The 21,259-nt window shown below is 67.8% G+C and carries 29 protein-coding genes; 11 read left to right on the top strand and 18 right to left on the bottom strand.

The window, feature by feature from the left end; genetic code table 11:
- Positions 1–141: 141 nt before the first annotated feature.
- On the bottom strand, positions 142–807 hold the full coding sequence (locus ACWD02_RS07175) for an MSMEG_1061 family FMN-dependent PPOX-type flavoprotein (protein WP_451205484.1): 666 nt from the start codon (positions 805–807) through the stop codon (positions 142–144).
- 182 nt (positions 808–989) lie between these two features.
- Between ACWD02_RS07175 and ACWD02_RS07170 the strand changes: the two genes are divergently transcribed.
- Positions 990–1,307 (top strand): hypothetical protein, encoded by a 318-nt coding sequence (locus ACWD02_RS07170; RefSeq protein WP_451205481.1) that lies wholly within the window; start codon positions 990–992, stop codon positions 1,305–1,307.
- A 32-nt stretch (positions 1,308–1,339) separates the two neighbouring features.
- Here ACWD02_RS07170 and ACWD02_RS07165 read toward each other — a convergent pair whose 3' ends face one another.
- Both ACWD02_RS07165 and ACWD02_RS07160 read right to left on the bottom strand, forming a co-directional pair.
- A complete protein-coding gene (locus ACWD02_RS07165; RefSeq protein WP_451205478.1) occupies positions 1,340–2,563 on the bottom strand; it encodes a glycosyltransferase family 2 protein in 1,224 nt (407 codons plus the stop codon).
- A complete protein-coding gene (locus tag ACWD02_RS07160) occupies positions 2,550–2,816 on the bottom strand; it encodes a hypothetical protein (protein ID WP_451205476.1) in 267 nt (88 codons plus the stop codon). Before ACWD02_RS07160 ends, ACWD02_RS07165 begins: the two co-directional genes overlap by 14 nt.
- 94 nt (positions 2,817–2,910) lie before the next feature.
- Between ACWD02_RS07160 and ACWD02_RS07155 the strand changes: the two genes are divergently transcribed.
- The 4 genes from ACWD02_RS07155 (at position 2,911) to ACWD02_RS07140 (ending at position 4,611) form a co-directional block, all read left to right on the top strand.
- A complete protein-coding gene (locus ACWD02_RS07155; protein ID WP_451205473.1) occupies positions 2,911–3,351 on the top strand; it encodes a DUF6325 family protein in 441 nt (146 codons plus the stop codon).
- A gap of 27 nt (positions 3,352–3,378) precedes the next feature.
- Complete coding sequence (locus tag ACWD02_RS07150; protein ID WP_451205470.1) at positions 3,379–3,693, top strand: SHOCT domain-containing protein; 315 nt, start codon at positions 3,379–3,381, stop codon at positions 3,691–3,693.
- Between the two features lie 52 nt (positions 3,694–3,745).
- Entirely contained in the window at positions 3,746–3,907 is a 162-nt protein-coding gene (locus tag ACWD02_RS07145; RefSeq protein ID WP_451205467.1) for a hypothetical protein, read from the top strand.
- 71 nt (positions 3,908–3,978) lie between these two features.
- Positions 3,979–4,611 carry a DUF2461 family protein gene (locus ACWD02_RS07140; protein ID WP_451205464.1) on the top strand — a complete coding sequence of 211 codons (633 nt, stop codon included), beginning with the start codon at positions 3,979–3,981 and terminating at the stop codon, positions 4,609–4,611.
- Positions 4,612–4,926: 315 nt separating this feature from the next.
- On the opposite strand, the gene ACWD02_RS07135 is transcribed toward ACWD02_RS07140, so the two are convergent.
- From ACWD02_RS07135 to ACWD02_RS07100, 8 genes are all read right to left on the bottom strand, one after another.
- Positions 4,927–5,403 (bottom strand): ATP-binding protein, encoded by a 477-nt coding sequence (locus tag ACWD02_RS07135; RefSeq protein ID WP_451205461.1) that lies wholly within the window; start codon positions 5,401–5,403, stop codon positions 4,927–4,929.
- A gap of 545 nt (positions 5,404–5,948) precedes the next feature.
- Entirely contained in the window at positions 5,949–8,417 is a 2,469-nt protein-coding gene (locus ACWD02_RS07130; protein WP_451205458.1) for a caspase, EACC1-associated type, read from the bottom strand.
- Positions 8,414–8,773, bottom strand: coding sequence for an effector-associated constant component EACC1 (locus ACWD02_RS07125; protein WP_451205455.1), 360 nt, complete (start codon positions 8,771–8,773; stop codon positions 8,414–8,416). The genes ACWD02_RS07130 and ACWD02_RS07125 overlap by 4 nt, the downstream gene beginning before the upstream one ends.
- 195 nt (positions 8,774–8,968) lie before the next feature.
- Positions 8,969–9,355 carry a hypothetical protein gene (locus ACWD02_RS07120; RefSeq protein ID WP_451205452.1) on the bottom strand — a complete coding sequence of 129 codons (387 nt, stop codon included), beginning with the start codon at positions 9,353–9,355 and terminating at the stop codon, positions 8,969–8,971.
- A 194-nt stretch (positions 9,356–9,549) separates the two neighbouring features.
- Complete coding sequence (locus tag ACWD02_RS07115; RefSeq protein ID WP_451205449.1) at positions 9,550–10,170, bottom strand: dihydrofolate reductase family protein; 621 nt, start codon at positions 10,168–10,170, stop codon at positions 9,550–9,552.
- The gene (locus ACWD02_RS07110; protein WP_451205447.1) at positions 10,170–10,685 is read right to left on the bottom strand and encodes an SRPBCC family protein; all 516 of its coding nucleotides are present in this window, start codon (positions 10,683–10,685) and stop codon (positions 10,170–10,172) included. Before ACWD02_RS07110 ends, ACWD02_RS07115 begins: the two co-directional genes overlap by 1 nt.
- A 3-nt stretch (positions 10,686–10,688) precedes the next feature.
- Complete coding sequence (locus ACWD02_RS07105) at positions 10,689–11,030, bottom strand: ArsR/SmtB family transcription factor (RefSeq protein ID WP_451205444.1); 342 nt, start codon at positions 11,028–11,030, stop codon at positions 10,689–10,691.
- A gap of 636 nt (positions 11,031–11,666) precedes the next feature.
- On the bottom strand, positions 11,667–11,930 hold the full coding sequence (locus ACWD02_RS07100; RefSeq protein ID WP_451205442.1) for a hypothetical protein: 264 nt from the start codon (positions 11,928–11,930) through the stop codon (positions 11,667–11,669).
- 350 nt (positions 11,931–12,280) lie between these two features.
- Here ACWD02_RS07100 and ACWD02_RS07095 point away from each other — a divergent pair, with 350 nt between their 5' ends.
- The 3 genes from ACWD02_RS07095 to ACWD02_RS07085 all read left to right on the top strand — a co-directional run bounded on the left by ACWD02_RS07095 (position 12,281) and on the right by ACWD02_RS07085 (position 15,049).
- The gene (locus ACWD02_RS07095) at positions 12,281–13,300 is read left to right on the top strand and encodes an ArsR/SmtB family transcription factor (RefSeq protein ID WP_451205440.1); all 1,020 of its coding nucleotides are present in this window, start codon (positions 12,281–12,283) and stop codon (positions 13,298–13,300) included.
- A 172-nt stretch (positions 13,301–13,472) separates the two neighbouring features.
- Complete coding sequence (locus ACWD02_RS07090; protein ID WP_451205439.1) at positions 13,473–13,910, top strand: NfeD family protein; 438 nt, start codon at positions 13,473–13,475, stop codon at positions 13,908–13,910.
- Positions 13,911–13,939: 29 nt separating this feature from the next.
- Positions 13,940–15,049 (top strand): SPFH domain-containing protein, encoded by a 1,110-nt coding sequence (locus ACWD02_RS07085; RefSeq protein WP_451205437.1) that lies wholly within the window; start codon positions 13,940–13,942, stop codon positions 15,047–15,049.
- A gap of 114 nt (positions 15,050–15,163) precedes the next feature.
- Here ACWD02_RS07085 and ACWD02_RS07080 read toward each other — a convergent pair whose 3' ends face one another.
- Positions 15,164–15,751 carry a TetR/AcrR family transcriptional regulator gene (locus ACWD02_RS07080; protein WP_451205435.1) on the bottom strand — a complete coding sequence of 196 codons (588 nt, stop codon included), beginning with the start codon at positions 15,749–15,751 and terminating at the stop codon, positions 15,164–15,166.
- 117 nt (positions 15,752–15,868) lie between these two features.
- On the opposite strand from ACWD02_RS07080, the gene ACWD02_RS07075 reads away from it, so the two are divergent.
- On the top strand, positions 15,869–16,333 hold the full coding sequence (locus ACWD02_RS07075) for a RidA family protein (RefSeq protein WP_451205433.1): 465 nt from the start codon (positions 15,869–15,871) through the stop codon (positions 16,331–16,333).
- A gap of 136 nt (positions 16,334–16,469) precedes the next feature.
- Here the strand turns inward: ACWD02_RS07075 and ACWD02_RS07070 are convergent, their stop codons facing one another.
- From ACWD02_RS07070 to ACWD02_RS07055, 4 genes are all read right to left on the bottom strand, one after another.
- Positions 16,470–16,844 carry a VOC family protein gene (locus tag ACWD02_RS07070; protein WP_451205431.1) on the bottom strand — a complete coding sequence of 125 codons (375 nt, stop codon included), beginning with the start codon at positions 16,842–16,844 and terminating at the stop codon, positions 16,470–16,472.
- 38 nt (positions 16,845–16,882) lie between these two features.
- Positions 16,883–17,698: an SAM-dependent methyltransferase gene (locus ACWD02_RS07065; protein WP_451205429.1), complete on the bottom strand. Its 816-nt coding sequence runs from the start codon at positions 17,696–17,698 to the stop codon at positions 16,883–16,885.
- 109 nt (positions 17,699–17,807) lie between these two features.
- Complete coding sequence (locus ACWD02_RS07060; protein WP_451205427.1) at positions 17,808–18,059, bottom strand: DUF397 domain-containing protein; 252 nt, start codon at positions 18,057–18,059, stop codon at positions 17,808–17,810.
- A complete protein-coding gene (locus ACWD02_RS07055) occupies positions 18,056–18,922 on the bottom strand; it encodes a helix-turn-helix domain-containing protein (RefSeq protein WP_451205425.1) in 867 nt (288 codons plus the stop codon). Before ACWD02_RS07055 ends, ACWD02_RS07060 begins: the two co-directional genes overlap by 4 nt.
- A gap of 320 nt (positions 18,923–19,242) precedes the next feature.
- Here ACWD02_RS07055 and ACWD02_RS07050 point away from each other — a divergent pair, with 320 nt between their 5' ends.
- Positions 19,243–19,701: an ATP-binding protein gene (locus ACWD02_RS07050; protein WP_451205424.1), complete on the top strand. Its 459-nt coding sequence runs from the start codon at positions 19,243–19,245 to the stop codon at positions 19,699–19,701.
- A gap of 122 nt (positions 19,702–19,823) precedes the next feature.
- Positions 19,824–20,204 (top strand): hypothetical protein, encoded by a 381-nt coding sequence (locus tag ACWD02_RS07045; protein ID WP_451205421.1) that lies wholly within the window; start codon positions 19,824–19,826, stop codon positions 20,202–20,204.
- Between the two features lie 91 nt (positions 20,205–20,295).
- On the opposite strand, the gene ACWD02_RS07040 is transcribed toward ACWD02_RS07045, so the two are convergent.
- A complete protein-coding gene (locus ACWD02_RS07040; protein ID WP_451205418.1) occupies positions 20,296–20,655 on the bottom strand; it encodes a DoxX family protein in 360 nt (119 codons plus the stop codon).
- 81 nt (positions 20,656–20,736) lie between these two features.
- Complete coding sequence (locus ACWD02_RS07035) at positions 20,737–21,231, bottom strand: cupin domain-containing protein (RefSeq protein ID WP_451205415.1); 495 nt, start codon at positions 21,229–21,231, stop codon at positions 20,737–20,739.
- Positions 21,232–21,259 lie beyond the last annotated feature (28 nt).

The following is a 21,259-nucleotide window of genomic DNA, read 5'->3' as shown; positions in this document are numbered from 1 at the left end:
CCCGCTCAGGGGCCAGTGAGGATTTGGGGGTCGCCGGCCGAGCTCACTGCCCCTTGTTGCCTCAGCAAGGATCGGGCAGGCCTTGTGGAACGGGCCGCCCCTCGCGTAGCGACCGGCGGCCCGCCTTCGCCTCGGTCCGATTCACTCGTAGCGCAGACGAAGCGACTCCCTTTCGGCTTCCTCGATCTGCTCAACGGTCAGGCCCGGCAGGTTCAGCTGGGCCAGCGTGACCTCGGCGCTGGTCGGCTGCGCGTCGGCGGGTATCCACTTCTCCGGTTGCCACGCATGGGCGCGCATCAGCGATTTGGGGCAGTGGGGGTAGACCTGCTCGACGTGCACGACCAGCGCGCTTACGGGCGGCTTGCCGACGGGCGTGAGCTGCGCGAGCAACTCTGGGCGGGCCGAGACGCAGGCACGGCCGTTGACACGCAGCGTGGTCGGCCGGCCGGGGATGAGGAAGAGCAGGCCGACGCGTCCGGTCTGCAGCACGTTGTGCATGGTGTCGAGTCGCTTGTTGCCGGTCGCGTCGGGGATCACCAACGTCTGCTCGTCCAGCACGGAGACGAAGCCGGCAGGGCCGCCGCGCGGCGTGACGTCCGCCCTGCCGTCGGCATCGGCGCTGCCGATGAACACCAGGGACGAACAGCCGATCAGCGCGCGGGTCTGTTCCGTCAGGTGGTCGATCTCCTTGCGAAGTGCGTTCGCGTTCGCCTGCGGGTAGAGCTCGCGCAGTTGATCTGGGCTGGTCAGGGCATCCGCCCGGAGGGCGTCGAAGAGCAAGCTGGTGGTCCCCGTGTCGGTCGTCATGGGGACGACCCTAAAAGACGACCGAGGCCGCGCGGCGGTCAGTGCGTGATCTCACCCGCGTTGACCGGTCGTCACGCCCTGGCGAGCCTTCCCCATCCGGGGCGTAACTCTGCCCCCGCAGTGACCTCGACCGGTCCCTGAGCGCACGCCACACACGCTGCCGCGTACGGGAGTATGGCCAGATGATCAGACCCGAGCTGGTGCAGAAGGCCACGCATCTCTGGCAGGAACACCTCGACGCCGAATTCCCCGTCCACCTGCGAGGCGTCGAGTTCGAAGACATCGACATGGTGCTGCTTGATACGCATACCGCGGGCTGCGCCCACACGTGGATCAACAACGACGGCGCCCTCGACCCAGAGCGCATACGCATCCTGCAGACCTGCGTCGCAGACCTGGACCGAGTGATTCCGCAGATCAGCGACCCATCAGGCCGCGAGTACTACCAGCGGTTGCACCAACTCGCCCTTCTCATTTCAAGATCCCCGGACGCCGGATGAGATGACCTCTGGAGCTGGGGCTGGAGCTAGAGCTAGAGCGAGCTGCGTGGCAGGTCCCAGACGACCCTCTTGTCACGCGGGCCACGCAGGAGGCCCTTGGTCTGGGCGGTGATCGCGGCCAGAGCGTTGATCGTCCAGTAGGCCAGCGGGTAGATCGGGAGGAGGAGGCAGGCGTACAGGAGTTTGGGGTCGAGGCGGCGTTCCACGAGGACGGCGACGGTGATCTGGAGCACCGCGATGACGGCGATGCCGACACCCCAGGCGATCATCCACCGGAACTTGGTGTCTCCGGGATGGATGATCCAGTGGACGATGCCCCACACGGTGGCGGCCAGCATGGTGATCACCCAGAGGTAGGAGAGCAGCGCCTCCAGGGCGATCGGCCACAGGGCCCAGTGGCGGGGACGGAAGACGGTGCGGGCGTGGGTGCGCAGGACCTCTCCCTGTCCGCGTGCCCAACGGGTGCGCTGGGCCCAGATCCCTTTGACGTTCTCCGGGACCTGCATGCCGACCAGGGCATGGGGTTCGAAGCCGGTCAGGTGGCCGGCTTGAAGGAGCCGCCAGGTGAGTTCGATGTCTTCGGTTGCCATCTTCGGGTCGTAGCCGCCGACAGCGAGGACGGCGTCGCGGCGGAACAGGCCAAGGACGCCCGCCACCGTGCCGACCCGACCGGCCAGGGCGTGGGTGCGGCGCATCAGACCGATCAGCGAGGCCGACTCCAGCATCTGCATGACGGTGATCACCTCGCGTCGGTTGGTCACGCGCGGGCTGCCCGCGATGGCCGCATAGCGGGGGGAGCGCTGGATGCGGGCGACAAGATAGCGCACGGCATCGGCGTGCAGATGAGTGTCCGCATCGGTGACCAGGACGAGGTCGTGGCGGGCGCGGCGCATGCCGTCGTTGAGACGGTCGGCCTTGCCGACGTTCACGCCGTCGTCGAGCACGGAGATCCGGCGGTCGTCGCCTGCCGCGGCCCGCGCCGCGGCTACTGTCCCGTCCCGGGAACCGTCGTTGAGAATCAGAACCTCGAGGTCGGGGTAGTCCACGCTCCTGAGCGCCGCGACGCAGTGGGCGATCACTTGTTCCTCGTTGTAGGCCGGGACCAGGATGGTCACCCCGGGCCAGCCGCCTGGCGGAACGGTGATGGCCGAGCGCTCCTCCAGGACGCGGAAGAGGGCGCCGCCCACCATCCACGCAGCGCCGGTCACCACCGGGTAGAACGCGAGGAAGACCAGCAGGACGTCAAGGAAGCTCACGGCGCTCCTCCCGATGCCGCACCGCGATGCAGCAGGCCAGCGCGATACCGAAGACGCACCAGGAGACCACCACGGCGAGCAGCAGATGGCGCAGGATATAGCTGTGTCCCAGCAGGACGACCGCCAGGACGCCTGCCGCGACCCAGACCAGCGTGCCGAGCAGCAACGCGACGACCTTGCGGTTGCGGGAGGCGGGGCGGTTGGGCTCGAAGGTGATGCTGCGGTCTGGCTGGCCTGGTTGCCGTGCATGCATGGGGTGCACCTCTTCGCGTGGCTCGCGCATCGAGTATTTGCCACCTTATGCTGCGTAATGTCCGCAATGCATTTCAGGGGAAGGTGGCCCGACTGTGCCCAGTGGCTTGCAGATCGACTCCATCGGACCGGTCGATGTCGCCGTGGTCGCCTTCGAGGGCAACCGCTTCAACGGCGACGTGGCGCCGGCGCTGAGGGAGCTGCAGAAGAACGGCACCGTACGCATCCTCGACCTGAGCTTCGTCCGCAAGGCGGCCGACGGCTCCCTCGGCATCCTCGAACTGGCCGACGAAGAGGTCGCGGACGCATTCCAGCAGGTCACCGACGACCGGTTCGACCTCCTCAGCGACGAGGACCTGCGGGCCGTCGCGGACGATCTTCCCCCGGAGTCGTCAGCGCTCGTCGTTGCTTGGGAGAACACCTGGGCGGCGCGCCTTGCGACGGCGGTGCGCGAGTCGCGGGGCGAACTGCTGTTCCTGGAGCGCATCCCGAGGGAAACCGTCGTCGAGGCCGTGGCCGCGCTCGACTCCGAGTGACAACGAGACACGAGAGCGAGGATCGGCATGCCTCAGCGATTTGGACGGCCCGGCCTGCTGGGCACGATCGCGCGCACCGCGGTGATCTCCGGTACCGCGACCGCGGTCTCCAACCGCGTGGAGCGCGGAATCGGCCGGCGGGACATGCGTCGGCAGGCGGACGTGCAGGCGCAGCAACAGGTGTGGGCGGACCAGGCACAGGCGCAGGCGCCGGTGCAGGCGGCGCCCGCTCCCGCGACCGACCGCGTCTCGCAACTCACGGCGCTTGCCGAGCTGAAGGCCCAAGGACTGCTGACGGACGCGGAGTTCGCCACGGAGAAGGCGCGGGTTCTGAACTCCTGACGTATACCCACCATGATCCTCGAAGTACTGTCGCGCTTAAGGCTGGGGCATCGTGGCGGGTCAGCGTGAGGCACAGGACTTCGTCACCCACCAAGGGCGCCATCTCGGGCACCCTTCGATGGCCGAAGAACCAGGTGGCGGCGACATCGCACGGCTGACACGCGTCATGTCCGTACCGGAGGCAATGGCCAAGCCCATCCGCTTCCTCTTCTAAGTTCTGCCGGCCACCCATCCCGCCCACCTACAGACCCGCTTCCTGCTCCCCGCGCGGGCTATCCTGCGCCCATGCGTGAGCAGTTCACTGGTTGGCCGGAGCAGGCCATGGACGTCTTGTTTCAGCTCCAGGGCGAACCGTCCCAAGTGGTCCGCGAGCGCTACCGCGCGGACCGCGAACGTCTGGTCCGGCAGCCGCTGATCGCCCTGCTCAACGAGGTCGCGGACGCCGACCCCCGCTACGAGGACTTCTCCGTCTGGCACTACCGCACCGACTCCTGGTGGTGGCAGCACCAGAGCGCGGTGATCCGGCTCGGCCGCAAGATCGAGATCGGCCTCCGGTTCTCCCTGGACGGCCTGCGGATCCAGGGCGCCTGGTGGTACCCCGATCCCGGCCAGGTGGACATGTTCCGCAAAGCGGTCGCCTCCGAGGGGAGCGGGCGCGAACTGTCCGCCATCGTCGAGGACGTGCGCACGAAGGGCTACGACATCTCGGGGGACGTGATGAAACGTCCCCCGCGCGGCTATCCGGCAGACCATCCCCGTGCGACCCTGCTGCGCCACCGTTCTCTCATGGCCGCCCGCCCCCTGGGCTGCGCGGCCTGGCTGCACACCTCCGAGGCGGTCGACCGGGTTCTCTCGGCAGCCTCTGACCTGGATGCCCTGCTGATGTGGCTGGTCCGTCACGTCAAGCGCGCTGCCTGACGGCACGAAGCCGCCTTGCGAGGTGGAAGGAACCAGACCCGAGCCGCCGGCCCTCGCGCTCAGAAGGTGATGCGCACCCGGTGGCGTCCCCATCTGACCAGCGTCAGACCGGGTCGGCCGCAACGGGCGAGTGAAGGGCGGCAGCGCGCTCCAGTGCGTGTGCGATGCCCGCTGGACGACGGCCCGAACACGGACGGCACCCCTAGCTGCGGCATCGCGGTAGCCCGTCCTCAACCGGGGGCGGGCGCTGGTTGGTGGGGGAGAGGGCGTAATTCCGTAAGCGGTGGTGCTGCCGACGGGGGGCCTGCCGCGTGGTCAGGCCACTTGGCGGCCGGCCGCGTCACCGCCCGGGTCGTCGGCAAGGACGATGGCCGCCTTGATGCGTTTGCCGACCGGCTCACGGTGGACGGCGAAGCTGCGGCACATCGCCATGACGAGCTCCAGTCCGTGCTGACCGATGCGTGTGGGGTCCGGTCCCATGACCAAGGGCAGCGTCGTGCTGCTGTCCCACACCGTCACCTCCACGGCCCCCTCGCTGACCTCCAGCGTCAGCAGACACGGTCCTGGGGCATACCGGTGGACGTTGGTCACCAGCTCGCTCACCACCAGCTGAACCGTGCCCATCGCCCGCTCCGACACCGGCAGCCCGTGCTTCACCTGCACCGACGTCAGGAAAGCAGCCGCCATGTCACGAGCCGCAGCGATCTCCGCGCTGCCCTCGAAGGCGGCAGAGACAGACAGTGGCCGGCCTGCGAGCAGCTGCTGGCCCTCGTCGTGCCCAACCAGGTCCATACAGGCCGCCTCACGCTCAAACGGGGTCGAATTCAAATCCCTGCTACCCCGTAACCCTCGCCGTAGTCCTGGCATTTTAGAACCGGGTTGGAGTGCTTCTGCGCACCTTTCCGCCACCCCTTCTCGCGCCGCGCGAGCGCCACGTGGGCGAGGTGGGAGGCGGCCCAGAGCAGCACTGGCCACCAGGTGGTGCCGCAGGCCGCGGAGGGGAAGGTCGGGCCCGGTGGCGTAGAGAAAGTACGCCGTGCCAAGTCCGTGCGGGAGGCCTCGGGCTTCCGGATGGAAGAGGAGACTTGCAGCTGGCAGCTCCGGTCGCGCAGCTCCCCTCCACGACCGGTACCGCCTCACCCGCGGGGCCGATGTGCCGGAATGCCGGCCCCCCCGGGAGCTCAGCCCGGTGGCATCGCCGGCGAGAGAGCTTCTGGTTGCGATGCCACCGGTACCGAACAGGTTCACACCGGCTGACGGGGCACGGCTGTCGGGTGGGTCGGCTGCTGAAGGGCGGGGGCGGTGCCGGCCAGGGGCGGTCGGCACTAATGGGATCGCTACTTCTTCTTCACCGGAGTCTGTCGCAGGACCGTCATCCGGGTGTGCCGGCGTCCCGCGTACCGTGCCAGGGCCTGGTCGACCTGTTCCGCGCTCGTCTCGATCCGGTAGGTCTCCAGGGTCAGGATGCGTAGCCCGCCGTGGAGCTCTTTGAGCGGCAGCCACGGGGGGCGTGGGGTGCGTGTGCCAGGGCGGGGCCACAGCAGGAGGGCGTGTTCTGCCGGGTCGGTGCGGGCCACGAGGCCGATGCGGTCGACGTCGGCCCAGGAGATGTGCAGGCGGCGTCCGCCGAAGGCGCGCAGGGTCAGGCCGGAGGGACTCAGGTGGAGGCGGACGTGGTGTCTGCCGGTGAGAAAGTACGTGGTGAGCCCAATGACGAAGAAGGGGCCCAGCAGCACGTCGTTGAGGACGGGGAGCCAAGGGGGAGCCATCGGGAGGTCCCGCAGCCACACACTGGTCATGGAGGGGGCCGCGAGTGCCGATCCCATCAGTAGGGAAACGCCTGTCGGCTGCCGGCCCTTGAACGTCACCCCCGTTCTGGCGGGTGGGGCCGGGCTGTTGGCCTTGGTCCGCAACCATGCCTCGCCCGGCAGTTCTCTCTGCTTCTCGTCCGCGAACCGTGTCAGCGCGGCCTCCAGGGATCGTTGGTCGTAGGTCACCTCGGGGAGCATGCACAGCGTCACGGCGCCCGGCGCCAGCTTCGGCAGCAACCGGTTCGTCCGGTCGATGCGCCCCTCCGCGCTTCCGACGGGCCGCACCGCCAGCAGGCCGAGATTGCGGGCGCCCCGCGGCCAGGTCACCACGGCGATCCGTTCGATCTCCGTCCAGGCGTAGCTGATCTCCAACTCGCCCCGGGTCAGGGTCAGTCCGGCCGCACCGACCACCAGTCGCACCGGCCTCAGACAGCGAGTGACGGCGAACCAGGCCGCGCCGAGACACACCGCGCAGGTGGTCAGGGGGAGCAGCGTCAGCAGGATCCGCGCGGGTTCGACGAACACGCTGAAGGGGAAGGCGTACAGGCCCAGGATGGTGCCGAGTACCGCCACGGTCACCAGGATGCGGCGGTCAGGGGTGAAGACTTGTTCCGCCTTGGGAAGAGATGCCTTGGATGCGTTGATGTCGTCGCTTTGCATCCATGCCTCCCCGGCGTACCGGGCGAGGGCGGCTTCCACGGCCTCGGGTGTCGTCGCGAGCCGGCGCAGGTCCGCGAAGCGGAGATTGCCCTCGGTGCCGTCCTGGTGGGGTCCGGGGGTCCGGCGGCTCGCGGTCTGCGGGAAGCCGCCGTCCATGGGGCGGATCATCAACTCGTAACGGGGGCGACGCAGTCGGGTTCCCGGTCTTCGGTGTAACCAGCATCTGTTGACCCGATGCCAGGGGTAGGCGAAGTGCTCGGTGCCGCTGTACTGCACCTCGAGCCCGTCCGGGCTCAGGACCAGCGAATAGTCGCCTGGGTTACGTTTGCCCAGGAGGTGGGCCACGGCCAGGAATGCGGCGAAGGCGAGGAGCGCGGCCACATGGTGAGGACTGGTCATCTCGAAGGTCTTGTCCTTGCCGGTGGGCGCGTTCATGCCCGCGATCGCCAACAACCCTATGGAGATGGGCCCCCCGATGCCCCAGTTGCGCATCCGGTGGAAGGTACGGCTGGTGCCGAACCGGATCTCGCCCTCCATGTGTGTGTCCGCGTCCGCATCCGGGCCGGCTGCGGACGCAACGAGCGGGCCCGCGACCACCGCCCGGTTCTTCACCAGCGCCAGCCACGCATGCCCGTCCGAACTCTGTTGCCGCGGCTCCGGGTAGCCCTGTTCCTTCAAAGCCTTGGTGAGGGGGCCGTAGAGATCACTGAGCGTCAACAGCTCAGCTCTACCCGGCAGGCCCCTTCGCAACAGCCCGATGAGCTCACCGCTGAAGGCGGTGTACCGCTCGCCCACCGGGGCGTAGGACGGAAGGTCACGGGAGGAGGAGGTGAGGATGTACGTCCCCCGGATGTTCAGTTTGTCGTGTCCCGTGGCGTGTGCGCCCATCAGCGAGTCCAGTACCTGCCCGCTGTTGCAGCAGTCCAGGATCAGCACCTTGTTGGGGCAGGGAGACATTTCGAAGATCTCCCGTATCGCCTCGAACGGTATGGACGTCCACCGCAGGTCGTCCTCGTCCGTGCCGGTCAGTGCGAGGTGCAAGGACAGGTCGGCACCCAGCACCCCATGCCCCGAGAAGTACACGAGCAAGGTGTCCGTGGCGGTCATCGCGGCCTCACGGATGGTGGCGCACACTGCACGCGGCTCCGCCGAGTCCTGTACCACCGTGCACCGTTGGACCGGGAAGCCGCCGTAGGAGTCGGAGGCCAGTACTCCTTGCAGGACCTCCAGATTGTTGCGCACGGCCAGGAGGTCCGGCAGGGTCGCGCTGTCGTAGCGGGAGGTGCCGATGAGGACCGCGCGGGAGCCTCGCGGGTCCGGCAGCCGGAGGGTCACGGCTGCTGCTGGTCCCGCAGTGCGCTGTTCAGCAGGGCGTGGGCGTCGTCCGCGGAGTCGGCCGTGATCTTGACGCTACGGCCGTCGGGAAGGGTGACTTCCACGGTCGCTGCCGCCCTGCGGGCCTTGAGCAGCGCCGGAAGCGCCTTGACGAAGGCGGTGACGGCACCACCACCCGCCAGGGAGATCGTGAGCAGTGCGATGAGCCCCGCGCTCATCTGCCCTTCTTCCGGAGCCTGTCTCACCAGGCCCACGCGGCCGCGCAGTTCGGGCTCGCTGACCAGTCCGCGACGCAGCATGGCCAGGTCCTCGGCATCCGCACCCTCATCGAGCAGCCTCAAGGTCACATCCAGCATGTCGTCTCCCCGGTGATCGCACCCGATGATGTGGAGGCCAGTGTGCGGCATGAGGGACCGCTCGGCCCATCCCTTTGCCAACCTCGCCACGGTGACCGCTCAGCGACCTTCACCCGTGCTGCAGCCCCCGGCTCGAGAAGCCTGATCACTGCCAACAAGCGGTACGCCCACATGGGTTGGCCGACAGCCCGCCCGTCACCGGATAACCGTGATAACCGGAAGTGGCAGCTGCCATCCGCCAACTTCGGCAACGAGAACCAGGCGGGCCAACTGCCGGGCCCGGGCCCAGCCCTCGTCGGTGGAGAGGGCATCTCTTGTCCACCGATCAGCGTCATCGCCCTCGCCGATCCCGCTGAGGACACCGTCGATCTCGTGCAGGTCCGCCATCAGTGCGTCGGTGAGTCGGCCTTTCTCCACCAGGGCTTCAGCCACGAGCAGGGCGTGATCGAAGTCCAGGGCGATCTCGTCTGTCATCACGCCGTGCTCGTCCAGCCAGCCCACCTGTGTCTGGGCATCGGCCGACAACACGGTCAGCGACTCGATCAGCAGGCGGCGGCGGAACGAAGCATCGGGACTCTGCACGCCACGATCGTTCCATGCGTCCCATGCGCTCAACTCGCAAGCGGCAGGCAAATATCCGACCGGGCACGTTCATCTGTACTTATCTGGCCCCTCACCCCTGTTCGTAGGCATCAGACGGCGGCCGGTCCGGGCGGGTCGGGGTGTCCGCGAGCGGTTGACACCGGCGGGGGAGTGCTGAGCTCGGGTCGGGAAAGTCACCGCTCCCGGACGGCGTAGGTCAGATGCGTCACCCTCGGGGAGGGCTCTGAGCGGACCTGCTCCAGGGCCACGCGGCCTGCGTCCACGCCCTCGAACAGACGGATTCCGGAGCCGAACAGCACGGGGGAGAGAGCAATCGAGAACTCGTCGACCAGGCGGGCGTTCACGTACTCCAGGATCGTCGCGCCGCCGCCCGCGATGCGGACGTCCCGGTCGCCGGCGGCCTCGCGGGCCTGGTCGAGGGCGGACTCGATGCCGTCGTTGACGAAGTGGAACGTGGTGCCGCCGGGCCGCTCCCAGGGGTCACGCTTCTCGTGCGTCACGACGAAGACCGGCGTGTGGAACGGTGCCTCCTCCGGCCACATCCGCTCGCCGGCGTCGAACATGTTCTTGCCCATCACGCTTGCGCCGGTGCGTTCGAACGTCTCCCGCACGATGTCGTTGTCGCGCCCTTCCTCGCCGCCTTTGCCCAGATTCAGGTTCTCCCGGAAGAACCGCTGCGGGAAAACCCACCTTTGCAGCTCCATCCACTGCTGCCCCATCAACTCCTCGGAGGACTCGGGCGCGATGAAACCGTCCAGCGACATCGACACGCTGAAGAACACCTTCCTCGCCATCAGTCCTCCGCTCCCTTGCGAACGTCCGCGGTGACGTAGGCAGCCAGGTTGCTCAGGGTCTGCCGGCCGCCCTCGACCGCGTGATACTTCTCGACCGCCTCGTCGCGCAGCTCCTTGGTGGGGAAGAGGGTGCGCATCTCGACCCGCGTCGCCGTGCCATCGGGTTCGAATGTCAGGACAGACTCGAAGGCATTCGGGTCGTCGCGGGTCTCACCGTGAAGCAACGCGATCCGCTCCGGCGGGGTGAGCTCGGTCCAGGTGATCCACTCCTGGTAGTCCGTCCCGTCCGGTCCGTGCATCACGAAGTCCCACTCCCCGCCGACGCGGAACTCGAACGCCCGCGTGGTGGTGGTGAAGCCTTCGGGTCCCCACCATCGCGACAGGTGCCGCACCTCGGTGAATGCTTCGAATACCAGCTCCCGTGGGGCGTCGATGGCCCGGGAAATGACGATCTCGCGGTCGTCTGTCGCCGGTTGCGTCGACTGTGCCTGTGTTCCGTGTTCTGTCGTGCTCATCGGCTACCCCGTTTCCCTTGTCTGCTTCAGGTCCTGTACGTAGGCGTCCAGCCGGTCGAAGCTCTCGTTCCAGAACTGCTCGAAACCGCCCGTCCACTCGTGGACGGGCCGCAGCCCGCCGGCGTCAAGGTTGTACAGGCGCTGTTTGCCCGCCTTGCGGTCACGCACCAGCCCGACCTCCCGGAGCACCCGCAGGTGTTTGGACGCTCCCGGCTGGGTCATCCCCAACTCCTGGGCCAACTCGGTCACCGAGCGCTCACCCGCGCGCAGCAGCGCCAGGATCTCCCGGCGCTGCGGCTCAGCGATCGCGTTGAAGACGTCCGAGGTCGTCGCTGCTCGTGCCATGGATCAATCGTATGCCGATAACGGCATACGTCAAGGGGGAGCCATCTGGCCGGAGCGAGCGGGTGATGGCGTCGCGGGAGTGCTTGCTGGCCGTCGCGCCCAGAGGGTGGAGACTGGAGCCGCGTTGTCGGCGGTGCGGCTCCGGCCGGCCTCGGCAGTCAGTCACGGTAGGACCGGTGTCCCCGCGCCCCGTCCGGTGGGCCTACTCCTTGGGAGCCGCCGGGGCCGACGGGCCCACCGGCGTCATCGGCAGTCCGCAGTCCGCAGCCCGCCTCCCGCAGGCGGGAGGCGGGCACCACAAGTCCGTCCCGGCGGCGCAACCAGGACCACTACGTGCAGCAACTCCACGCCTGATACCTCACCGCCTCAACCAACCTGGCCGAGGCACACGGCATGGTGGCCGAACATCACGAACGCCTCGCCCAGAGCGAGACGTCCACCGCGGAAGAACACCGCGGCCTTGTCCGTCAGGCCCGCCAGACGGCACTGCACATTCGCACGGCCACCCAGCAAGCCTCCTGCCTACAAGACGACACCCCGTCTGTCGTCCCGCCGCCCGACGCGCGCCACACACCGTGAAGAGCCGGACCGGCACATGCTCGAACTGGCGACCGCTGCCGCTCTGCGGGCGGTCTCCTACAGATACAGGTTCCCGGAGACACACGGATCGGGCCGCAAAGGCACGCGCTCGCAGACGAGCATGTACTTGTACCGCTTGTGCTGGTAGCCGTTGCCGCAGCCGCCACCGGCGCCATTCTGGTCCTCGTACTCCGCGGTTTCGATGTCTCCGTATGAGTTACCGAAACCCATGTACACGCCATGACTGTCGGCTTCCATGTCGCAGACCTCGAACCAGCCCGTGTCGTAGCAGTACGAGGCGTAGTCACTGCCCTGTTTCACTGTGAGGCAGCCTGCCGACGTCGCGTCGCGGGCAGACGCGCTCCCGACGCCCCACGGGAGGGTCAGGGCGAGAGCGACGCACACTGTGAGAGCCCTGGCCTTTGCCTTGTTCCGGATGCCCATCTCACGTCTCCAAGCGGTCGAAGTGGTGGATGCCGGAACCGTAGAACCGGGGAGAGGCCTGTGGCGCGGTGTTGCACCACGGTGCAAAAGGGCGGGGTCGCCGTGCGATATGGCGCGTTGCCCTGTGATGCGGGAGACGGCGGGGTCATACGCTCTGAAGTTGGGGATGCGACCGTGGGCATGACACTGGGGGACGGATGCTCCACATTGATCTGAGCACGGCTGACTTGGACCGCCTGCGGGTGACGGAGGAGCCGGACCCGTTATGGGAGATCGTCCTCAGCCTGCACCTGCTCCAGAATCGCCAGGCGGCGCTGACGTTCGACCCCTGGCGGCGCCGAACCCACGCTGAGCTGCGCCGTAGAGGGATGACGGCCGTGACCGGGATCTTGATGAAGCTCGCTCCGTGGGCCTCGTACTTCCCTGACTTCTTGACCCCGGGCCAGGGAAACCGTGATCTCGAGACCGGACTCGACCGGCTCTTGAGCACACCGCGAAGCCAACTGCGCCGGGAGCTGTCCCTGCTCTTCTCCGCTCAACCCGTGCCCGCCTGGGCGCACAGCCTCGCGAGGGGGGAGATGGCAGCCCTCACCGCGCTCGCCAGGGCGCTTCGCTCCTACTGGGAGGTGGCCATATGCCCCTACCTCCCGAGTTTGCGCTGGGCCGTGCGCACCGAGGGAGCCGCCCGCGCCCACAACTTGAAGGCCAACGGACCGATCGCGCTCTTGCGTGACTACGGTGCCCGCACCTCCCCGGGCAGTGACAACCTGGTCTTCCCCTACCCCGTGGAACAGGAAGTCCGGCTCGAGGACCGCCCGTTGACGGTCATTCCCTCGTTCTTTTGCGTGCTGACTCCGGTGACTCTCGCCGACGTCGACTCTCCTCCGGTGCTGGTGCAGCCACTCGACCTCGCTCCTGGCTGGATGGCCGATGGTGTGGAGGAGGTTGCGCGGCCGAGGAGGGAGACGCAATCGGTGGCCCGGCTCATCGGCGCAACGCGGGCGCTGGTGCTCGGCTTGCTGGAGCGCCCCACGACCACCACGCAGCTCGCCACGCGATTGCGCCTGTCGCCGTCCACAGCAAGCCGACACGCGAGCGTGCTGCGGGAAGCGGGTTTGGTGGCCTCGTGGCGCGACGGTGCACACGTTCTGCACGTACGAACGTCGCTGGGTGACCAGTTGCACGACGGACAGTCGAGAGCGGCTCGGGGGTACGCCCGCTCCATGGAGCAGAGCGCGGACTGCTGACGCGCGGCAGGCCCCGTCCTGTCCTCCCCGCTCCCACGCGCAGGGGATTCCTGGATCTCCCTGCCGATCAGAGCAACCTCTCAACTATCGAGAATCTCAGCTGTCGCGTATGCCCTGCCGGGACCCCCGGGAGGTAACTTGGAGGACAAGGCCCCTGAAGGAGGGCGATTCCATGCCGTGGTACGTATGGCTGCTCGCCGCGGGGGTCCTGGGCGTCGCGGAGTTCTTCACTCTGACCTTGGTCCTCGGATTGCTGGCGGGAGCAGCGGTGGTCGCTGCCGTCGTCGCCGGCGTGGGCATCGGCCTGCTCGGCCAGCTCGTGGCCCTCGGAGCCGCAGCGGCAGCGGGCCTGCTCATCGCCCGTCCTGTCGCGCTGCGCGCCATGGCACAGCAACCCCTCGTGCGCGACGGCAGCGACGCTCTGATCGGCAAGCGGGCCGAGGTCCTGCAGGAAGTCACCGCGACGTGCGGCCTGATCAAACTCTCCGGCGAACACTGGTCCGCCCGCGCTCTCGACGAAAGCCTGGTGATCCCGGTGGGAGCGCTGGTGGACGTCATGGAGATCGAAGGCGCCACGGCCATCGTCTACCCCCGCGAACTCCTTCCATGAACGGCTGAACGTACAGCGACGGAGGCACTGTGGACACCGTTGTCATCCTCATCCTTGTGGCGGCCCTTGTTGTCGTCTTCCTTGTGGCCGCCACCGTGCGGATCGTTCCGCAGGCGCGCCGCTACAACATCGAGCGGTTCGGCAGATATCGCCGGACGCTGCAACCGGGCCTGAACTTGGTCCTGCCGGTGGCGGATCGCATCAATACCAAACTCGACGTGCGTGAGCAGGTCTATTCGTCCGACCCCAGACCGGTGATCACCGAGGACAACCTCGTGGTCAATATCGACACCGTGCTCTACTACCAGATCACCGACCCCCGGGCGGCGGCCTACGAGGTCGCTGACTACCTCCAGGCGATCGATCAGCTCACCGTGACCACGCTGCGCAACGTCATCGGCAGCATGGACCTGGAAGGGACGCTCACCGGGCGCGAGGAGATCAACGCCCAGCTCCGCGCCGTCCTCGACGACGCCACCGGCAAGTGGGGGATCCGGGTCAACCGCGTCGAGATCAAGGCCATCGATCCACCGACCACCATCAAGGAGGCGATGGAGAAGCAGATGCGTGCCGAGCGGGACAAGCGCGCGGCCATCCTGCACGCCGAAGGGGAGCGCCAAGCCAAGATCCTCACCGCGGAAGGCACCAAGCAGAAGGACATCCTTGAGGCGCAGGGCACGCAACAAGCCATGATCCTCAGGGCGGATGGCGAGGCGAAGGCCGTGGAGCTCGTCTTCCAGTCCGTCCATCGCAACAATGCCGATCCCAAGGTCCTGGCCTACAAGTACCTCGAGACGCTGCCGCACCTGGCGAGCAGCGACAACAACACGTTCTGGGTGATCCCCGGGGAGCTGACCGAAGCTGTCCGGACCGTCACGACCGCGTTCGGGGATCAGTCGACGCCGGGTGCTCCCCAACCTGCGCGACCTCAGGAAACAACCGCCGCCGACACTGACGGCCCGTCGGACTCAAGTCAGGGTCCGGACCTCAATGCGAACTCGACGCTCTCGCTCGACGCTGCCAGGGCTGCTGACGAGGCCGAGAAACAGGCCGCCGCTGCGGTGAGCGACGCCAAGGCCGAGGCCGAGGCGGCGAAGTCACCTCAGATGCCGCGCAGGGGGCAGACCTCCGGAGATTGAGCTCGTGCCCGTGAGTTCGTGACGGTGAGTTCGTACCCGGCTGCCGTCAGGGGCTGCCGGTGCAGGATTGCCCTAGCCGGTGACCTCGGCAGTGCGACGGTCATCTAACCCCGTTTACGGCCGGGGCTGCAGACCGAGCAGGACGTGCTGGATGAGATCGGCGCTGCGCCTGACCGCGTCGTCGCCGAAGCCCAAAAAGTGCCGGTAGTGGATCGGCGCGTAGAAGAGGTCGACCATCACGTCGGTGGGCACGTCGGAGCGAAGCTGCCCTGCGGCGACGGCGGACTCCAGACGGGCCCGGCACTGCACGATGCTCGGCTCGAGGATCGTTTCGCGAAACGCCTTCATGAGCGCGGGGTCGTTCTGGGCCTCGCCCATGACGCCTTTGAAGGCCTCGCTGATCCTGCCGGTGATCAGCCGCTGACTGACCGCGGTGATCTGGGTCCTGAGGTCGGCGGCGATATCCCCGGTGTCAGGGAAGGCGAAGTCATCGCCGAGCTCCTCGCTCATCGCCTCCAGTACCACCGCGCCCTTGGAGCGCCACCACCGGTAGATCGTGGGCTTGCCCACGCCGGCCTGGGCGGCGATGGCCTCGATGGTCACCTTCGCGAAGCCCTTGCGGCTCACCAGGTCGAACGCCGCGTCGAGAGTCGCCCTGCGGGCACGCTCGCTGCGCCGTTCACTGTTCGGGTCGGGGGTCATGGCGCTCACACTATCCCTCGCGTGACGTTACGTTTCGTTTTGACAGCAGACTCGATGTGGTCTAGCTTCCGCTAGTAGCGTTACGAAACGTTCCGTAACGTCAGCCTTGCGGGGCCGGTGCCTACCGGGCCCCGTCGAAACAGGGGAGAGGCATGTCCAGCACCGAGAGCGCGGCCGCCGCGGGCCGCGTCGAGAAGATCGCGACCACGCCGGACTGGTACGCGCCGTACCGGATTTCGCAGGCCGTCCGGGCAGGGGGCTTCGTGTACGTGTCCGGGCAGGCAGGCAGGCTTCGAGGAGGACGGAACGACCGTCGAGGGCGGATTCCTGGCGCAGGGGCGGCAGGCGTTCAAGAACGTCGGACGCGTGCTGGAGGCGGCCGGCCTGACCTTCGCGGACGTGATCAAAGTCGGCATCTTCGTACGGGACATGGCGACGAACCTTCCGCACGTGATCACGCTGCGCGGCGAGTTCCTGACCGAGCCCTATCCGGCCGACACCCTCGTGGAGGTCGTCTCGCTGGCCCAGCCCGACTGGCAGATCGAGGTCGAGGTCATCGCGCTGGACCGGAGCACCGCATGAGCGAGTCCTGAGACCACGCTCGTCGCAGCCGTGACCACGGATGCCTGGTCGACATGGATTACGCGGGGACACGGCGCGGAGCAGTGATACTCGCCGGGCTCAAACTCAGTGACGGCGATGTGCCGGCTGTACTCGCTCAGTGGTAGCAGAGGCAGAACGGATGGCCGGCCGGATCCGCATACACGCGCCAATTGGCCCCCGCGTGCACCTGATCCGTCCGCTCCAGCACGGTTGCGCCGAGGGCGAGTGCCCGCTGCTCCTCACCGTCAAGGTCGTCCACGTCGAAGTCCAGGTGGAGCTGCTGCGGGTGCTGTTGGCCGGGCCACTCCGGCGGTCGGTAGCCGTCCACCCGCTGACAGGCCAGCGTGGTTCCCTCGAAACCGTGCACCTCGATCCAGTCGGGATCCTCCGGGTCCTCGACCACCCGACCGCCAAGGAGCTCCGCGTAGAACTCGGCGAGCCGTACAGGGTCGGCGCAGTCCAGCGCGATCGCCTGAAGCTTTCGAATCAATCTCTGGTCCCTCGTCGTGTGGGCCGCTGTCTCCCCGGTCAGCGTTTGATGCCCACTCCCGCCAAGAGGCTGATCTGAGCGTCCGTGGGCTCTGTCCCGTCGGCGGGTTCGGTGGGGCGCCAGCGATGGCAGCAGCAGATCCCGGGCTCGATCACGTCGAGCCCGTCGAAGAAGGCGCGGATGTCGCTGTGTGAACGGAACTGGACCGGGGTCCCGGAGTTGGTATAAGCCTCTGCGACGTTGTTCCAGGTGACGGGGTCGAAGTCGGGCGTGCAGTGGTTCATGGCGAGGGCGCTGCCGGCCGGCAGCGGGTCGAGCAGCCGGCGCACGATGGCGTAGGGGTCGTGCGGGTCGGTCACAAAGTGCATGAGCGCGTTGAGGGAGAGGGCGATGGGCTGGTCGAAGTCCAGGACGTCGGAGTCCTCGACGGCGCTCATCAGCGCATCGGGGTCGGTGACGTCGGCCTCGACGTAGGCCGTGCGTCCCTGCGTCGTGCTGCGCATGAGGCGTTCGGCGCACTTGAGGACGAGGGGGTCGTTGTCGGCGTACACGACGCGGGCGTCGAGCGTGGTGGACTGGGCGACCTGGTGCAGGTTGGGTTCGGTCGGGATACCGGTGCCGATGTCCAGCCACTGGCGGATGCCGTGCTCCTGGGCCAGCGCACGGGTGGCCCGGTGCATGAATGCCCGATTCTCGCGGGCGGTCATGGGAAGGCCGGGGTGGGCCTTGGCGGCGACCAGGGCCGCCTCTTTGTCGACCTCGAAGTGGTCCTTGCCTCCGAGGAAGTAGTCGTACATGCGGGCCGAATGCGCCCTGCTCGTGTCGAGGTGCCGGCCGGCCTGGCTGGGGGTCATGTTTTTCCCTTCGTGCGTGTGTCTGGCGGCCCGCAGGCCAACGTGCGTGTATCTGGCGGCCCGCAGGCCAAGAAGGGCACCGGTGTCGTCTCCCATGTGCCCGTCAGGTTCATCCGGCGGTCAGGTGATCGGCCAGGCCTTCCTTGACCCCGCGAAGGAACGCGGCGATCTCCTCCGGCGTGCAGATCAGTGCCGGTCCGCCAGGATCGGTCGACTGTCGTAGGGCCACGCGGCCGTCGGCGAGCTTCTTCATCTCGACGCACTGGCCGCCGTTCGGCCCGCTCCAGGGGCGCTCCCAGCCCCGTTCCCCGAGCTCGTGGGCCGGCATGCCGTTGTAGACACCTTCGTCGGTCACCGTCACGAGTACTCCTTGCGCATGTGGTTCAAAAGGGCCCTGCTGTCCTCGGACGACGTCAGGAGAGCCATTCTGGTATGTGCTTCGAGGTGGGCGACGACGTCCACGCGCTGGTCCAAGTAGAGGGCGGCCGACAGGAGTTCGCTGTACACGATGTCGGGCAACTCGGGTTCCTCGAACCGGAAGTATGTGAACGGGGCGCATGCCCCGACGTGCGCACCCGATGTGAAGGGCACGATGTCGAGGCTGATGTGCGCGAGTTCGGACACGTCCAGGAGCCGCTCGATCTGCTCCCGCATCACGTCAGGACTGCCCACTTGGCGGTGCAGGACCGCTTCCTCCATGACCACCCACAGGGTGGGGGCGTCCTCCCGCTCCAGCAGGCTCTGGCGCCGCAACCGCAGTTCCACGCGGCGCGCGAGCTCCTCCTCGCTGCCGTTGGGCAGCCCGCCGCGCAGCACGGCGCGAGCGTAGTCGGGAGTCTGCAGAAGACCGGATACGTACTGGGGTTCGTACGTGCGCAGGGTCTTGGCGCCGGTCTCCAGGCTGACGTAGGCGGTGAACCAGCTGGGGACCGCGTCGCGGTAGGAGTGCCACCAGCCGGGCTCGTTGGCCTGCTCGGCCAGGTCGACGAACTCGTCGATCTCCCGGCGGTCCGCGCCATAGGTCTCCAGGAGCTTCTCCACGTAGAGAGGCTTCAGGGCGACCTCGGCCTTTTCCAGCCGACGGATCGTCAGGGTCTTGACACGCAGTGCCTTGGCCGCGTCCTCCAGCGAGGCGCCGACGCCGAGCCGCATGTCCTGCAGCCGACGGGCGAGGATCATGCGCAGGACTGTCGGCGCGCTGGTGCTGGAACGGCCTTCACTCACGCCCGACCTCCTGAGGGCTCATCAACAACACCATTCTGACAGTGACTTGATGTCGATGCCAGGGTGATACCCGCTGGGTGAAATTATCAGGGAGTCGGTTGCAGCGTGAGGTGATCACGCGCATAGTCGGCATATGCACGGTCGCGTCACAGCCCTGCCGCAGCATCCGGTCCCCGACGGATGCGGGACGGTGATGCCCTCGTCGCCACGCCATCACAGGCGCAGGGCACCTGACCGGGCACCCGCCTCGCACTGCTCGAGCCGCATTCCGTACCCCCACACCGCGCCTGCCCCGCGACAGGCCCTGGAAGGCGAATTTCGTGACTCTGCCCACGCGCCCAACCCCCGCTCCGTCCGTCGGCTCGGCCACGGCCGTGCCGCGACGCGAGTACTGGTTCGGGCTGCCCGCCGTGCGCACCAGTGCAAGAGCCGCCCGCGACACCGTTCGCCACCGGCTGCGCGCCTGGCAAGTGACCGGCGCCACCTGCTACGACGCGGTACTGCTGGTCTCGGAGCTGACCACGAACGCCGTACTTCACACCGACAGCGAACAGGTCCTGTGCGGGCTCACGCTGACCGGCGGCGAGCAGCGCCTGCGGATCGAACTCCACGACGCGGGCCGCACCCCGATCCGCCCGCCCGAGCACCGAGCCGATTCCTGCGAGGAGAGCGGGCGAGGCCTGTTCCTCGTCCAGGAACTCGCCGACCGCTGGGGCTCGGCGCACTCCACTCGAGCCGAAGGCACGGTCGTGTGGGCCGAGTTGACGGCCTGCCCCTGACCCCCGGCCACGCGCACTGGTCGGTACCGCAGGCGGCACCCGCCCCGGCCGCGACGGGACGGAATCAAGCCGATCCCTCCACGCGGCGAGCCCCCTCCTCGACCCCCTCAAAGAAGGCATCCATGAGTCCCCCCGGCGACACCTCGCCTCCCGTCGTGCTCTACGTATGCGCCGACCGAACCCCGGGCGCACACGGGACGGCCACGCAGTGCGCGCGGACAGAAGGGCACGCGTTCGCCGAGGAGCGGGGTCTGACCATCGCCGAGGTCGTCACGGACACCTACGGAGAGCCCGACCCGGCCCAGCGCAGCGGGTGGCGACGTGTGCGCCAGCTCGTACAGAAGGGCCATGTGACCGCGGTACTCGTCCGCTGGCCCAGCGCCATCGCCCCGGAGTCCGCGCACGAACTCCGGCGCCACGAGACAGCCTGGCTCCACCGCCGCGGGGTGCCCGTCCGGTACACGTGGGCGCCGCTGTCATCAGGGGGCGACGAAGCCTGGTGATCCCGCTGGGCGATGCCCCCGCCAGCTTCCTGCACAAGGACGGCATCTACGTGGCACTGGATTCGCACCCCCGGCTGAGCACTGTGCTCGATCACAGCATGGTCGACAGCCAAACGGTCACGGCCGCCGCGGCAATGAGCCCGCAGTTGAGTGCGATCCGACGGTCTTCCCCGGTCAGGTGCACGGCGATCGCACCGGTCTGCAGAAGGACGAAACCGATTGCCGCGGCCGTCGCCGGCCAGCGCGCGATGCCGGTCAGCAAGGGCAGGATCAGGCCGATCGCGCCGAATATCTCGACCGCCCCCAGAGCCCTGACGGCGGGCAAGGGCATGCGGTCGACCCAGGCCATCATCGGTCGGAGTTGATCGCGGCTGCGGATCACCTTCAGCGTGCCCGCGTACAAGTAGAACAACGCGAGCAGCCCCGCGACGATCCAGTAGACGATGTTCATGATTCCCGTTCATGGGTCACCGGTTGACAGTGACCGGTCGATTGAGCTGATGTCCAGAAATCGCCGTTCCACCCGGCGGGTTCAGAGGAAATCGGCGGCAGGCTCGGTCGCGTATCGGCCCATCGCCTCGATGTTGGCCTGTCGCGTCAGCGGCCGGCCACCGGCGAGCACCTCCTGAAGGTCCCGGAAGTACTGCACGTACAAGTCGGGGGTGAAGGTGCTGAGCATGACGGCGGGCTGGTCCGTCGGATTGGCGAAGGTGTGGGGGGTGCCGGGCGGAACCATCACGAGCGTGCCCGTGGTGGCGTCGTATTCCTCGTCCCCGACGGCGAACCGCACGGTGCCGGACAGGATGTAGAAGCCCTCGTCGTGCTGGGCATGGCGGTGTTGCGGTGGTCCCTGGGTGTGCGGGGCGAGGACGGACTCGGCGATCGCGAGGCGGTGACCTGTGTGGCTGCCGTCCTCCAGAACGCGCATACGTGTGGGGCCCAGAACGATCGTCTCGCCGTCGCCGGGACCCACCACCGATACGGCGGGGACGGCCTGCGGCTCAGTGTGCTTTGCGTCTTCGGTCATGCTCACGAGTCCACCGCCAGGGCGCTGC

The organism is Streptomyces sp. NPDC002853 (genome assembly GCF_053591915.1).
Note: the sequence above shows the minus strand (reverse complement) of the source record. Positions and strands in the feature narration are given on the sequence as shown.

Bases quoted from the DNA above. Each gene is read 5' to 3' on its own strand.
- ACWD02_RS07175 (WP_451205484.1), bottom strand. From the start codon at position 807: ATGACGACCGACACGGGGACCACCAGCTTGCTCTTCGACGCCCTCCGG.
- ACWD02_RS07170 (WP_451205481.1), top strand. From the start codon at position 990: ATGATCAGACCCGAGCTGGTGCAGAAGGCCACGCATCTCTGGCAGGAA.
- ACWD02_RS07160 (WP_451205476.1), bottom strand. From the start codon at position 2,816: ATGCATGCACGGCAACCAGGCCAGCCAGACCGCAGCATCACCTTCGAG.
- ACWD02_RS07150 (WP_451205470.1), top strand. From the start codon at position 3,379: ATGCCTCAGCGATTTGGACGGCCCGGCCTGCTGGGCACGATCGCGCGC.
- ACWD02_RS07140 (WP_451205464.1), top strand. From the start codon at position 3,979: ATGCGTGAGCAGTTCACTGGTTGGCCGGAGCAGGCCATGGACGTCTTG.
- ACWD02_RS07135 (WP_451205461.1), bottom strand. From the start codon at position 5,403: ATGGACCTGGTTGGGCACGACGAGGGCCAGCAGCTGCTCGCAGGCCGG.
- ACWD02_RS07125 (WP_451205455.1), bottom strand. From the start codon at position 8,773: ATGCTGGATGTGACCTTGAGGCTGCTCGATGAGGGTGCGGATGCCGAG.
- ACWD02_RS07115 (WP_451205449.1), bottom strand. From the start codon at position 10,170: ATGGCGAGGAAGGTGTTCTTCAGCGTGTCGATGTCGCTGGACGGTTTC.
- ACWD02_RS07110 (WP_451205447.1), bottom strand. From the start codon at position 10,685: ATGAGCACGACAGAACACGGAACACAGGCACAGTCGACGCAACCGGCG.
- ACWD02_RS07105 (WP_451205444.1), bottom strand. From the start codon at position 11,030: ATGGCACGAGCAGCGACGACCTCGGACGTCTTCAACGCGATCGCTGAG.
- ACWD02_RS07090 (WP_451205439.1), top strand. From the start codon at position 13,473: ATGCCGTGGTACGTATGGCTGCTCGCCGCGGGGGTCCTGGGCGTCGCG.
- ACWD02_RS07080 (WP_451205435.1), bottom strand. From the start codon at position 15,751: ATGACCCCCGACCCGAACAGTGAACGGCGCAGCGAGCGTGCCCGCAGG.
- ACWD02_RS07065 (WP_451205429.1), bottom strand. From the start codon at position 17,698: ATGACCCCCAGCCAGGCCGGCCGGCACCTCGACACGAGCAGGGCGCAT.
- ACWD02_RS07045 (WP_451205421.1), top strand. From the start codon at position 19,824: ATGAGTCCCCCCGGCGACACCTCGCCTCCCGTCGTGCTCTACGTATGC.
- ACWD02_RS07040 (WP_451205418.1), bottom strand. From the start codon at position 20,655: ATGAACATCGTCTACTGGATCGTCGCGGGGCTGCTCGCGTTGTTCTAC.
- ACWD02_RS07035 (WP_451205415.1), bottom strand. From the start codon at position 21,231: ATGACCGAAGACGCAAAGCACACTGAGCCGCAGGCCGTCCCCGCCGTA.